Below are 11897 nucleotides of genomic sequence, written 5' to 3' on the forward strand. Positions count from 1 at the left end.
CCCGCGTTAGGCAATTTGCCTATGAGTTGCACCCCCCCGGATGGTCTCATCGGTTCTTTCGAAACCGCGAAAGAGCCGCATGGATCGCGCCCCCGACGACCTGACAGCCGCGCTGGCCGACTCCGGCCGCGTCGCCACGACGCTGGAAAGCGAACTGGCACAGGCACGTCAGGCGCTCGCCGAGGCGCTGCAGCGGTCCAGCGAATTCGAAAAGCGCCTGGAAACGCGTAACCGGCAGTTCGAGGCACTGCGCAGCGGGCATGAAGTGCTCGAATCCACGCTCGACGCGGCCAGTGACGGCATCCTCACGCTGCAGTTCTCGGACGACTCGATCTACTACAACATCCGCTTCATCGAGCTGTGGCGCCTGCCCGAAGAAGAACTGGACACGCTGAACGCCGCGCGCCTGCTCGCGCTGCAGACCGGACGTGTCAAAGATCCCGCAGGGCTTGTCGCGCTCGTCGAGCAGGGGCGCACCAATCCCGATGCAGAGGACCTTTCCATCGTTGAGCTGCAGGACGGCCGTACCCTGGAGCGTCATTCGATTCCGCAGCGGGTCCACGGCAAATGCGTAGGCAGCGTCATCACCTATCGCGACATCACCGAGCGTCTTCGATACGAGGACAAGATGATGTTCAACCACCTCGTGCTCGAGAGCTCGGGGCCGATGTTCTGGCTCGGCAAGGACACGCTGACGGTGACCTACGCCAATCCGGCTGCATGCAAGCATCTCGGCTATCCGCCGCAGGAGCTGCTGGGATTGCACCTGACGGACTTCGACGTGAAGTTCCAGGTGTCGCAGGACCTGCCGCTGGTGAACGCAGCGCTTTCAGAGCTTCGCCGCCCGCTCACCATGGAGACGCGCCATCGGCGCAAGGACGGCACGCTGCGCGACATGGAAGTCACCGTGTTCCTGGCCCAATCCGCCGGCAATGCGATGTACATCTGCTCGGTGAAGGACATCACCGCACAAAAGCGCGCGGAGGCCGAGCGCAACAAGCAGGAGGCCACGCTCGAAGCACTCATCAACTCCATATCCGACCTCATCGTCTACAAGGACCGGGAAGGCCGCTACATCCGATGCAACACGGCGTTCGCCGCGATGGTGGGCCGTCCGGTCGATGAGCTTCGGGGTCTGACCGCCAGCGACCTGTATCCCGCCGACGTTGCAGCAAGGGTGCGGGAAACCGACGAGCGCACGATGACGCTGCTGCGCGAACAGTCGTCCGAGGAATGGATTGGGTCGTTCGACGGCCATCGGACGCTCTACGACACCGTCACCTCGCCGCTGTGGGACGAAGATGGCAATGCGCAGGGCGTGCTTGCGATCAGCCGCGACGTGACCGCCCGCCGCAAGGAAGAAGAAGAGCTTCGCCGCGCCAAGGAAATCGCGGAAGACGCGACGCGCATGAAGTCGGACTTTCTGGCCAACATGAGCCACGAGATCCGCACGCCAATGAACGCGATCATCGGGCTGTCGCACCTGGTGCTCAAGACCGACCTGACCGAACGCCAGCGCGACTACATCGCCAAGGTCCAGACTTCGGGCAAGCACCTGCTGGGCCTGATCAACGACATCCTGGATTTCTCCAAGGTCGAGGCAGGCAAGCTCGATCTGGAGCAGGCCGATTTCGAACTGCAGAACCTGCTGGACACCACAGGCAGCCTCATCGGCGAAAAGAGCCACGCCAAGGGCCTGGAGCTCGTGTTTGAAGTCGCACCCGATGTACCGGCGCACCTCACTGGCGACTCGCTGCGCCTGGGGCAGATCCTGCTGAACTACGCCAACAACGCAGTGAAGTTCACCGAAAAAGGCGAGATCGTGGTGTCGGTCCGGGCCAGCGAACGCACGGCCACGAGCGTGTTGCTGCACTTTCGGGTGCGCGATACCGGCATCGGCCTCACCGCAGAGCAGCGCTCGCGGCTGTTCCAGAGCTTCTCGCAGGCAGACACGTCCACCACGCGGCGCTTTGGCGGCACTGGCCTTGGGCTGGCGATCTCCAAGCGGCTGGCCGAACTGATGGGCGGCGAAGTGGGGGTCGAGAGCGAATTCGGCAAGGGCAGCACCTTCTGGTTCAGTGCCCGCGTGGGCATTGGCGCCGCAGCCCAGCGCGATCTCATGCCCAACCCCGACCTGCGCGGGCGGCGCGCGCTGGTGGTGGACGACAACGACCACGCGCGTGCGGTGATCACGGACATGCTGAAGGGGATGACCTTCATGGCAAGCGCAGCATCGACGGGAGCCGGCGCCATCGAGGAAGTGCGCCGCGCTGCCGCCGCCGGCTCACCGTATGACGTTGTCTATCTCGACTGGCGCATGCCCGGCATGGACGGCATGGAAACTGCGCGGCGAATCCGCTCGCTGGGCCTGCAGTCCACACCCATCTTCCTGATGGTGACGGCGCACGGTCGCGAGGAAGTGATCAAGGAAGCCACGTCAGCCGGCATCCAGAACGTATTGGTCAAGCCAGTCAATGCCTCGGTGCTGTTCGACACGACGATGGACGTGCTGGGCGGCCGCCGGCACGCGGGCACCGCGCGGATCGAGTCCGCCGTGGTCGCGCCCGACGACCGCATCGCGCAGCGTCGCGGCGCACGGCTGCTGCTGGTGGAAGACAACGACATCAACCAGCAGGTCGCGCGCGAACTCCTTGAAGACGCCGGGTTCGTCGTTGACGTCGCCGACAACGGCCTGGTCGCATTTGAAAAAGCAAGCACGAGCCCCTACGACCTGGTCTTCATGGACATGCAGATGCCGGTGATGGACGGACTGACCTGCACTCGCCAGATTCGCAAGCTGGCCCGCCTGAAGCACTTGCCGATCGTCGCGATGACGGCGAACGCGATGGAACAGGACCGTCGCCGTTGCATGGAGGCCGGCATGGACGACTTCCTGGTCAAGCCTATCGACCCCGACGCGATGAGGGCGATCCTTGTGCGCTGGATTCAGCCACGGCAGGCATCGGCGGCAGTGGTCCCCGGCCTGCCTGCAGCAGCAACGGGAGCCGATGGCATCCCGGTGGGCATCGCAGGCCTGGACACCGCGCTGGGTCTCACGCGCATGATGAACAAGAAGCCGCTGTACCTGGCGATGCTCAAGCGCTACCTGGCGGGCCAGCAGCACATTGCGCGCGACATCCGTGCCGCACTGTCGGCTGGTGACGTCGAGACCGCATTGCGACATGCGCATACGAGCAAGGCAGTCGCAGGAAACATCGGCGCGTCGCTGGTGCAGCAGGCTGCCGGCGCGCTCGAAACCGCGCTGGGCAGCGGTGCGCCCTGCGCCCAGGTCAACGACCTGCTCGCTGATTTTGAAACCCCGCTGGGCGCGCTATTGCACGACCTGGCTCACGTCCTGTCTGAAGAAACCGCACCCGCATGACCACAAAAGAAGCAACACGTGCGCCCCAGGCGCAGACAGTCGGCATGGGAGACCTGGTCAATCGCCTGACGCAGGAGCTGGCCCACGAACGGCGCGCGCTCGCGCAGGCAACGCGCAAGCTTGCAACGGCCAGTCGCAGCCTGGAATGCCGCACACAGGACCTGACCGAAGCCAAAGCCGCGCTTGCGCTGCTGCTGGCCACGCTCGACTCGACGACCGACGGCATCGTCGCCATGGGTTACTTCGGCCGCGCGATGCATTTCAATTCGCGCTTCATCTCGATCTGGGGCATTGCCCCGGACAAGCTGGCCACCCTCAGCGACGCGAGCCTGATGGCGATACAGCTGTCGCAAGTGACGGACCCCGCGCGCTTCCTGGCCAATGCAGAAGCACGAAAGGCCAACCCCGATGAGCCGCAGCAAAGCATCGTCGAGCTGACCGACGGCCGCATTCTCGAATGCAACGTGATCGCACACCGCGTGAACGGCAAGCGCGCAGGTTCGGTCATGAGCTATCGCGACATCACCGAGCTGTATCGCCTGAAGAACCCCTTGAAAGAGCCGCTCAAACCCGCTCGAGGATGACGGCGATGCCCTGCCCCACGCCGATGCACATCGTGCACAGGGCGTAACGGCCGCCGGTGCGGTGCAGCTGGTTCACCGCTGTCGTCGCCAGTCTCGCGCCCGACGCGCCCAGCGGATGGCCCAGCGCGATTGCGCCGCCGTTGGCATTCACGCGCGGGTCGTCATCAGGCAGGCCCAGCGTGCGCAGCACGGCGAGTCCCTGCGCCGCAAACGCCTCGTTCAACTCGATCACGTCGAGTTGCGCGAGCGTGAGGCCGGTGAGCGCCAGCACTTTTTGCGTCGCCGGCGCGGGGCCGATGCCCATGATGCGCGGCGCGACGCCGGCCGTGGCCATGCCCACCACACGCGCTTTGGGCGTCAGGCCGTTCTTCGCTGCGGTCGCCTCGTCGGCCAGCAGCAACGCGCACGAGCCGTCGTTGACGCCACTGGCGTTGCCCGCGGTGACAGTGCCATCGGGCCTGACCACGCCCTTGAGCCTGGCCAGTGCCTCCATCGAGGTTTCGCGCGGATGCTCGTCCTTGCCGACGACGATGGCTTCGCCCTTCTTTTGCGCAATGCTGACCGGCGTGATCTCGGCGTCGAAAAAGCCAGCCTTCTGCGCCGCAACAGCCTTCATCTGGGACGCGAGGGCCATGCGGTCCTGCGCCTCGCGTTCGATGCCGTAGTCGGTGGCGACGTTCTCGGCGGTTTCGGGCATGGAATCAACGCCGTGCATTTCCTTCATCAGCTTGTTGACGAAGCGCCAGCCGATGGTGGTGTCGTAGATGGATGCGGCGCGGCTGAAGGCGCTATCGGCCTTGGGCATCACGAAGGGCGCGCGGCTCATGCTCTCGACGCCGCCAGCGATCATGAGCGTCGCCTCGCCCGCGCGGATCGCGCGCGCTGCCGTGCCGACCGCGTCCAGCCCGGAGCCGCACAGTCGGTTGATGGTGGCGCCGGGCACCTCGATCGGCAGGCCGGCCAACAGGCTTGCCATGTGCGCGACGTTGCGGTTGTCTTCACCGGCCTGGTTGGCGCAGCCGTAAAGCACATCGCTCACCGATTGCCAGTCGACATTCGGGTTGCGCGCCATCAACGCCTTGATGGGAATGGCCCCAAGATCGTCGGTGCGCACCGAGGACAGCGCCCCGCCGTAACGACCGAAGGGCGTGCGAATGGCATCGCAGATGAAGGCGTGATTCATGGGTACTCCTGAAAATGATGGGGTGATGGCTATGGCGCAATGTCGAAGCCGACCATTGAGACGAGTTCGGCGTGTGACAGGCCATCGACGCGGTCGATGCAATGCAAGCCGGTCGCTGTGACTTCGAGTGTGGCCACGTCGGTGTAGATGCGCTTGACGCACGCGAGTCCCGTGAGCGGGTAGCTGCATTCGCGCACCACCTTGCTGGTGCCCTCGCGGGTGAGCAGGTCCATCATGACCCAGGTCTGCAATGCCCCAGTGGCCAGATCCATCGCTCCTCCGACGGCTGGAATCGCCCCGGGCTCGCCGGTGTGCCAGTTGGCCAGGTCGCCCTTCTCGCTGACCTGGAACGCGCCCAGCACGCAGATATCCAGGTGCCCGCCGCGCATCATCGCGAAGCTGTCGGCATGATGAAAGAACGAGGCGCCCGGCAGGAGCGTCACCGGTTGCTTGCCTGCGTTGATGAGGTCGTAGTCTTCCTCGCCCTTGGGCGGCGCCGGCCCCATGCCAAGGATGCCGTTCTCGCTCTGGAGAATGACTTCGCGGCCGGCCGGAATGTGATTGGCCACCAGCGTGGGCATGCCGATGCCCAGGTTGACATAGGCGCCCTCCGGAATGTCGCGTGCGACACGGGCGGCGAGTTGATCCTTGGTACGGCGCTGGAAGGTCATGGCACGACTTCGTTGTTCTTGTTTTCAGGCCGTGTTGCGGATGCCGCCGGCCTGCGTGGCGACGCGAGGCACCTTCACGATGCGGTGCACGAAGATGCCCGGCGTCACGACTGCCTCGGGGTCCAGCGCACCGAGTTCGACAATCTCGTGCACGCTGGCCACGGTTTGCTTCGCGGCCATCGCCATCACGGGGCCGAAGTTGCGCGCGGCCATGCGGTAGGTGAGGTTGCCCCACCGGTCACCGCGCTCGGCCTTGATGAGCGCCAGGTCGGCGTGGATCGCATGTTCGAGCACATGCATCCGGCCGTTGATTTCGCGGGTCTCCTTGCCCTTTGCAAGCTCGGTGCCGTAACCGGTGGGGGTGAAAAACGCGCCAATGCCCGCGCCTGCAGCCCGGATCCGCTCGGCAAGATTGCCCTGCGGCACGAGTTCGAGCTCGACCTTGCCCGCGCGGTACAGCGCATCGAACACATGGCTGTCGGCCTGTCGCGGAAAACTGCAGATGATCTTGCGAACGCAGCCTGCGGCCAGCAAGGCAGCAAGTCCCTCATCGCCGTTGCCCGCGTTGTTGTTGACCACTGTCAATCCGCGCGGTCGTTGCTCAATGAGCCCTGCAATGAGTTCGGAAGGAATGCCTGCCGTGCCGAAGCCACCGATCATCACGGTGGCGCCTTCGGCAACGCGGGGAAGTGCTTGCGCCACCGAAGCGGCGATCTTGTCGATCATTTGAATGTCCTGGCGAAATTCTATGACCTCCCGGCACGGCGCTGCTCGCACAGGGGGCAATCCGTGCGTGCTAGGCTGCGCGCATGTTCAATCCTTCCCAGTCGGACGTGCGGCGCTTTTTCTGCGCGGTGCACGCGAAATCAACGGACGGGCAGCCGATGGACGCGCTGGAAACACTGGCGGGTCAGTGGCTGGCCGAGCATCCTGAATACCACCCGGATGTGGGTGATGCGGACGCGGCCGTGGCCCGCGCCTATGACGGCGCCGACGGCAAGACCAATCCGTTCCTGCACCTGTCGATGCACCTGTCGATCAGCGAGCAGTGCTCCATCGACCAACCGCGCGGCATCAGGCAAGCGGTCGAGTTGCTGGCTGCGCGCCGGGGATCCTTGCACGACGCGCATCACGAGGCGATGGAGTGCCTGGGCACCATGCTGTGGGAGAGCCAGCGATCGGGCCGGCCCCCGGACGGCAATGCGTATGTGGAGTGTGTGCAGCGGCGGGCGACCAGCGACTGATCAAAGCCCCGCCCCAATAGAAAAGGCCCCTCGCGGGGCCTTTTGACTGTTCGCTGCGGCTGGAACCGGGTTCAGCGAGCGCCCGTACGGAACCGGCTCTCAGGCTTGGTTTCGAGGTCGCCATTGAGCGAGCCGATGTAGCCGGCCATGGCCTTGAGTTCGGCGTTGGTGAATTGCTTGGCGATGCCGGCCATGATGCCGTTGCTGCGGCCGGTGGTGGCGTTGCCTTCGACCTTGTACGCCTTCAGTGCAACGAACAGGTAATCGGGGTGCTGACCTGCAATCTTGGGATAGCTCGGATCGATAGGGCTCGCAAAATTGGCGCCGTGGCAGGAGACGCATGCGGCCTTCTGCATCAGGGCAGCGACTTGCGGGCTGGCGTCGCGGTTGGGAGTCTTGGCCAGCGGCTTGGCATCTTCCATGCCTTCGCGCTCGTAGTAGCCAGAAATGTCGGCGATGTCCTGGTCGGACAGGCTGGCCGCGACGCCGCGCATGGTCGGGTGCTTGCGGTCACCGTTCTTGTAGGCGTTGAGTGCGCTGGCGATGTACTTGGCACCCTGGCCCGCAATCATCGGCACACGGTACACCTCGGGGAAGGTCGCGTGGTAGCCCTTGATGGCGTGGCAGCCGACGCACATGGCGATCTTGGCTTCCAGGGACTTGGCGCTGGCCGGTGTGGCCGGCGCCGCCTTGGCAGCAGGCGCGGGCGCAGCTGCTGCGGGCGCGGACGCCTGGGCGTACGACGATACCGTCACGGAAGCGACAGCCAGGGCGAAAAGCGTGGTCAACAACTTGTTCATTTTGCGCGCACAATTGAGTGAGAGGTCAGACTTCGAATCAACCTTTGATTATATCGGGCGCGGCGCGATGCCCATTTCCATACCCTCCGTTCAAGCTCACCACATGAAGTTCCAAGGCTCCCAGAACTACGTCGCCACGCAAGACCTGATGCTTGCAGTGAACGCATCCATCACTCTCCAGCGCCCACTCCTGGTCAAGGGCGAGCCCGGCACCGGCAAGACCATGCTGGCTGAGGAAGTGGCCCAGGCACTGGACATGCCGCTGTTGCAATGGCACATCAAATCGACCACCAAGGCGCAGCAGGGCCTGTACGAATACGACGCGGTGAGCCGCCTGCGCGACTCGCAATTGAAGGACCTGGACGGCGGCGAAAAGGTCAAGGACATCCATAACTACATCGTCAAGGGTGTGCTGTGGCAGGCCTTCACAGCCGACAGGCCTGTCGCGCTGCTCATTGACGAAATCGACAAGGCCGACATCGAATTTCCGAACGACCTGCTGCGCGAACTCGACCGCATGGAGTTCTACGTGTATGAGACGCGCGAAATGGTGCGCGCCAAACACCGGCCGCTCGTTTTCATCACCTCCAACAACGAAAAGGAACTGCCCGACGCATTCTTGCGCCGGTGCTTTTTCCACTACATCAAGTTTCCCGATGCGGAAACGATGCAGCAGATCGTGGACGTGCATTTCCCCGGCCTGAAAAAGGAATTGCTGACGGCCGCGATGAAGACGTTTTATGACGTGCGCAATTTGCCGGGCTTGAAGAAAAAGCCCTCGACCAGCGAACTGCTCGACTGGCTCAAGCTTCTGGTGGCCGAAGACATTCCCCTGGCCGCCCTGCAAAGCAAGGACGACAAGGTTGCGGTGCCGCCTCTGGTGGGCGCGCTGCTCAAGAACGAGCAGGACGTGACGCTGTTCGAAAAGCTCGTGTTCATGCAGCGTCACAACCGCTAGGACCGCGACATGCATCCGCTTCTCGTTGAAGGATTGACTGACGCCGTGGGTTTCATGGGCGGAGTCCTCATCGCCTACTTGCTGGGCAAGCTGGTCGGCTTCGATCCACTGGCGCAGGGCTACGACGGCAGTGCCATCGGCGGCATCCTGATGGCCGGCATTGGCGGCGGCCTCGGGCTGCAGGGCGCCAGGCGCTGGCGCGCGTCTCGAAGGAAAAAGGAAGACTGAGTTGAAGACACCGGAACCCTGCACCCTCGCAACGCCGCTGGTGCGGCTGGAACCGATGACGGCCGATCACGCCGGCGAGATCGAAGCCGCAGCGCATGACGGGCAGTTGTGGAACCTGCGCATCACCTCCGTGCCCGCACCTGGCGAAGCGGCCGCTTATGTTGCCTTCGCATTGAAGGGGCAGGCCGAGGGACACATGCTGCCGTTCGTTGTGCGTGATGTCGCCAGCGGCAAGCTCGTCGGCACGACGCGCTATCACGACATCGTCCCCGCCATCGAGCGCCTGGAGATCGGCTACACCTGGTATGCGAAAAGCTGGCAACGCAGCCACGTCAACACCACCTGCAAGCTGCTTCTCATGACGCACGCATTCGAGACGCTGGGCGCAAAGCTTGTGGGGTGGCGAACCGACAACTACAACTTTGCGAGCCAGCGCGCGATCGAGCGGCTGGGCGCACGAAAAGACGGCGTGCTGCGTCACCACGCGCCACGGCGTGACGGCACTGTTCGCGACACGGTGATGTACAGCATGACAGCCGGTGAATGGCCGGAAGCCAAGTCGCAGCTTCAATACCTTTTGTCCAGGGACCGAAGCGAATGATCGCTTTCTCGACACCCGCCAACGCCACGAAATGGAATCGCTGGCTCGTCTATTCGCCGGGCGCGCGCATTGCGATTTTCATCGGCATCTTCGCAGGCGCGATGTTTCTGCTGAGCGTCCTGTTCGCGGCACTCGGATGGGATGGCAGGCAAGCCCCGCAGCCACAGCGCAGCATCGGCATCTTCCTGCGGCAACTGGTTCCCGCGCTGTTGGCTTACCTCTTTCTTGTCTATGTGATCGAACGGCGCAAACCGGTTGAACTGGCATGGCGCCGGGTGGTGCCGGACGGCCTGCTGGGCTCGGTTCTGGGCGTGCTCTTCATTGGAAGCGTGGTGGGCGTTCTGTGGCTTGCAGGCAGCTACGAAGTGACGGGCACCAACCCGCAGTTCGACTGGATCAGGCCGCTGCTGCTCACGGGGCTGGGCACGGCCATCGCCGAAGAAATCATCTTTCGCGGCGTTCTGTTTCGTATCAGCGAAGAGGGATTGGGCACCTGGTGGGCGCTGGCCATCTCGGCGCTGTTCTTCGGCGGTGTGCACATCATGAACAAGGGCGCGACCGTCTGGAGTTCGATTGCCATCGCCGTCGAGGCGGGTGTATTGCTGGGGCTGGCGTACAACGTCACGCGCTCGCTGCCGCTCGTGATGGGCATTCACATGACCTGGAATTTCACACAGGGCGCGATCTTTGGCATACCCGTATCGGGCACCAACGCATCGGGTTATCTGGTCTCGACGCGACCCGGCCCCGAGTGGCTGTCGGGTGGCGGCTTCGGCGCAGAGGCATCTGTTGTCGCGGTGCTGATCAGCATCATCGCCTCTGCGTGGCTGGTGATGCAGGCCCGCCGCAAGGACACGATATTCGTTCGCCGATGGGGCAAGTCGCACGCTCCCACCATCGCCGCAACCCCCACGCAAGGAGCGCCATGCTGACCGACTTTTTCTACACGCTGCGCAGCGCAAAGCTGCCGGTGTCAGTCAAGGAATACCTGGTGCTGCTGGAAGCGCTGAAGAAAGGCGTGGTTGGCCCGGCAAGCCAGGATGAAGACGGCGGCGGCTGGAGCATCGACGACTTCTACTACCTCTCGCGCACGACGCTGGTCAAAGACGAAAAGCACTACGACAAGTTCGACCGTGCGTTTGCTTCGTACTTCAAGGGCGTCGAGATGGTTGCCGACTTCACCAAGGACTTGCCGCTCGAATGGCTGCGCAAGAACCTGGAGCTGGAACTCAGCCCCGAGGAGCGCGCCAAAATCGAGAAGATGGGCTGGGATGAGCTCATGGAAACGCTCAAGAAGCGCTTCGAAGAGCAGAAGGAGCGTCACGAAGGCGGCAGCAAGATGATAGGCACGGGCGGCACATCGCCGTTTGGCGCGTATGGCGTGAATCCGCAGGGCATCCGCATCGGCCAGGAAAAAAGCCGCAACAAGAGCGCGGTGAAAGTGTGGGACCAGCGCGCCTACAAGGACTACGACGACACGCAGGAACTCGGCACGCGCAACATCAAGGTCGCGCTGCGCAGGCTGCGCAAGTTCGCGCGCGAGGGCGCTGCCGACGAGCTGGACCTGGACGACACGATCAAGTCCACGGCCGCCAATGCGGGCTGGCTCGACATCAAGATGATTCCCGAGCGGCACAACAACGTGAAGATCCTGCTGCTCATGGACGTGGGCGGCACGATGGACGAGCACATCCACCGGGTCGAGGAAATGTTCTCGGCTGCCAAGGCGGAGTTCAAGCACCTGGAGTTCTATTACTTCCACAACTGCGTCTATGACTTCATGTGGAAGAACAACCGCCGCCGCTTCTCCGAGAAGTTCGCGACCTGGGACATCATCAGGAAGTACAACAAGGACTACAAGCTGATCTTCGTGGGCGACGCGACGATGAGCCCTTACGAGATCCTGCAGCCTGGCGGCAGCGTTGAGTACAACAACGAAGAAGCCGGTGCGGAATGGATGCAGCGCCTGACCAATGCGTTTCCGAAGTTCGCCTGGATCAACCCCGAGCCGCAGGGCGTCTGGCAATACCGGCAAAGCATCAGCGTGATCCAGCAACTGGTGAACCAGCGGATGTACCCGCTCACGATCAAGGGGCTGGAAGAGGCGATGCGGTTGTTGTCGAAGTAGCGGCTTTCGCTGGCTCTCCGGGCCTTTGGTACCACCGACGGGAATCGAACCCATATCTAGCGCTTAGGAGGCGCTCGTTCTATCCATTGAACTACGGCGGCAGGCGGTCCAATTGTAG

The 11897-nt window shown here is 63.4% G+C and carries 12 protein-coding genes and 1 tRNA gene; 8 read left to right on the forward strand and 5 right to left on the reverse strand.

Annotated features, from left to right (window positions below):
- Nucleotides 1-79: 79 nt before the first annotated feature.
- Nucleotides 80-3382: a PAS domain-containing hybrid sensor histidine kinase/response regulator gene (locus tag AQ12_RS18460; protein WP_053076795.1), complete on the forward strand. Its 3303-nt coding sequence runs from the start codon at nucleotides 80-82 to the stop codon at nucleotides 3380-3382.
- A complete protein-coding gene (locus AQ12_RS18465) occupies nucleotides 3379-3966 on the forward strand; it encodes a PAS domain S-box protein (protein WP_048441427.1) in 588 nt (195 codons plus the stop codon). Before AQ12_RS18460 ends, AQ12_RS18465 begins: the two co-directional genes overlap by 4 nt.
- On the opposite strand, the gene pcaF is transcribed toward AQ12_RS18465, so the two are convergent.
- The 3 genes from pcaF to AQ12_RS18480 are packed head-to-tail and all read right to left on the reverse strand — an operon-like array spanning nucleotide 3947 to nucleotide 6546.
- The gene (gene pcaF, locus AQ12_RS18470) at nucleotides 3947-5149 is read right to left on the reverse strand and encodes a 3-oxoadipyl-CoA thiolase (RefSeq protein ID WP_048441428.1); all 1203 of its coding nucleotides are present in this window, start codon (nucleotides 5147-5149) and stop codon (nucleotides 3947-3949) included. The two genes, AQ12_RS18465 and pcaF, sit on opposite strands and share 20 nt — an antisense overlap.
- Nucleotides 5150-5178: 29 nt before the next feature.
- On the reverse strand, nucleotides 5179-5820 hold the full coding sequence (locus AQ12_RS18475) for a 3-oxoacid CoA-transferase subunit B (RefSeq protein WP_048441429.1): 642 nt from the start codon (nucleotides 5818-5820) through the stop codon (nucleotides 5179-5181).
- Nucleotides 5821-5844: 24 nt separating this feature from the next.
- On the reverse strand, nucleotides 5845-6546 hold the full coding sequence (locus AQ12_RS18480; protein WP_048441430.1) for a 3-oxoacid CoA-transferase subunit A: 702 nt from the start codon (nucleotides 6544-6546) through the stop codon (nucleotides 5845-5847).
- Between the two features lie 83 nt (nucleotides 6547-6629).
- Here AQ12_RS18480 and AQ12_RS18485 point away from each other — a divergent pair, with 83 nt between their 5' ends.
- Nucleotides 6630-7064 carry a DUF1841 family protein gene (locus AQ12_RS18485; protein WP_048441431.1) on the forward strand — a complete coding sequence of 145 codons (435 nt, stop codon included), beginning with the start codon at nucleotides 6630-6632 and terminating at the stop codon, nucleotides 7062-7064.
- Between the two features lie 71 nt (nucleotides 7065-7135).
- On the opposite strand, the gene AQ12_RS18490 is transcribed toward AQ12_RS18485, so the two are convergent.
- Nucleotides 7136-7864 carry a c-type cytochrome gene (locus AQ12_RS18490; protein ID WP_048441432.1) on the reverse strand — a complete coding sequence of 243 codons (729 nt, stop codon included), beginning with the start codon at nucleotides 7862-7864 and terminating at the stop codon, nucleotides 7136-7138.
- Nucleotides 7865-7967: 103 nt separating this feature from the next.
- Between AQ12_RS18490 and AQ12_RS18495 the strand changes: the two genes are divergently transcribed.
- From AQ12_RS18495 to AQ12_RS18515, 5 genes are read left to right on the forward strand one after another with little or no spacing between them, the layout of a single operon-like run.
- Nucleotides 7968-8822 (forward strand): MoxR family ATPase, encoded by an 855-nt coding sequence (locus AQ12_RS18495; RefSeq protein WP_048441433.1) that lies wholly within the window; start codon nucleotides 7968-7970, stop codon nucleotides 8820-8822.
- A 9-nt stretch (nucleotides 8823-8831) separates the two neighbouring features.
- Nucleotides 8832-9050 (forward strand): hypothetical protein, encoded by a 219-nt coding sequence (locus AQ12_RS18500; RefSeq protein WP_048441434.1) that lies wholly within the window; start codon nucleotides 8832-8834, stop codon nucleotides 9048-9050.
- Between the two features lie 55 nt (nucleotides 9051-9105).
- Complete coding sequence (locus tag AQ12_RS18505; protein ID WP_048441504.1) at nucleotides 9106-9651, forward strand: GNAT family N-acetyltransferase; 546 nt, start codon at nucleotides 9106-9108, stop codon at nucleotides 9649-9651.
- Nucleotides 9648-10583 carry a CPBP family intramembrane glutamic endopeptidase gene (locus AQ12_RS18510; protein WP_202967517.1) on the forward strand — a complete coding sequence of 312 codons (936 nt, stop codon included), beginning with the start codon at nucleotides 9648-9650 and terminating at the stop codon, nucleotides 10581-10583. The genes AQ12_RS18505 and AQ12_RS18510 overlap by 4 nt, the downstream gene beginning before the upstream one ends.
- Nucleotides 10577-11779, forward strand: coding sequence for a VWA domain-containing protein (locus AQ12_RS18515; protein ID WP_048441436.1), 1203 nt, complete (start codon nucleotides 10577-10579; stop codon nucleotides 11777-11779). The genes AQ12_RS18510 and AQ12_RS18515 overlap by 7 nt, the downstream gene beginning before the upstream one ends.
- Before the next feature lie 26 nt (nucleotides 11780-11805).
- Here AQ12_RS18515 and AQ12_RS18520 read toward each other — a convergent pair.
- A tRNA-Arg gene (locus tag AQ12_RS18520) sits at nucleotides 11806-11880 on the reverse strand.
- Nucleotides 11881-11897: the final 17 nt, after the last annotated feature.

The sequence above is a fragment of the Caenimonas sp. SL110 genome (assembly GCF_001044395.1).
GTDB lineage: Bacteria > Pseudomonadota > Gammaproteobacteria > Burkholderiales > Burkholderiaceae_C > Ramlibacter.

Excerpts from the sequence above, each read along its gene's own strand:
- AQ12_RS18480 (WP_048441430.1), bottom strand. The coding sequence starts at position 6,546 with ATGATCGACAAGATCGCCGCTTCGGTGGCGCAAGCACTTCCCCGCGTT.
- AQ12_RS18460 (WP_053076795.1), top strand. The coding sequence starts at position 80 with ATGGATCGCGCCCCCGACGACCTGACAGCCGCGCTGGCCGACTCCGGC.
- AQ12_RS18495 (WP_048441433.1), top strand. The coding sequence starts at position 7,968 with ATGAAGTTCCAAGGCTCCCAGAACTACGTCGCCACGCAAGACCTGATG.
- AQ12_RS18510 (WP_202967517.1), top strand. The coding sequence starts at position 9,648 with ATGATCGCTTTCTCGACACCCGCCAACGCCACGAAATGGAATCGCTGG.
- AQ12_RS18490 (WP_048441432.1), bottom strand. The coding sequence starts at position 7,864 with ATGAACAAGTTGTTGACCACGCTTTTCGCCCTGGCTGTCGCTTCCGTG.
- AQ12_RS18485 (WP_048441431.1), top strand. The coding sequence starts at position 6,630 with ATGTTCAATCCTTCCCAGTCGGACGTGCGGCGCTTTTTCTGCGCGGTG.
- AQ12_RS18475 (WP_048441429.1), bottom strand. The coding sequence starts at position 5,820 with ATGACCTTCCAGCGCCGTACCAAGGATCAACTCGCCGCCCGTGTCGCA.
- AQ12_RS18465 (WP_048441427.1), top strand. The coding sequence starts at position 3,379 with ATGACCACAAAAGAAGCAACACGTGCGCCCCAGGCGCAGACAGTCGGC.
- AQ12_RS18505 (WP_048441504.1), top strand. The coding sequence starts at position 9,106 with ATGACGGCCGATCACGCCGGCGAGATCGAAGCCGCAGCGCATGACGGG.
- AQ12_RS18500 (WP_048441434.1), top strand. The coding sequence starts at position 8,832 with ATGCATCCGCTTCTCGTTGAAGGATTGACTGACGCCGTGGGTTTCATG.
- AQ12_RS18515 (WP_048441436.1), top strand. The coding sequence starts at position 10,577 with ATGCTGACCGACTTTTTCTACACGCTGCGCAGCGCAAAGCTGCCGGTG.
- pcaF (WP_048441428.1), bottom strand. The coding sequence starts at position 5,149 with ATGAATCACGCCTTCATCTGCGATGCCATTCGCACGCCCTTCGGTCGT.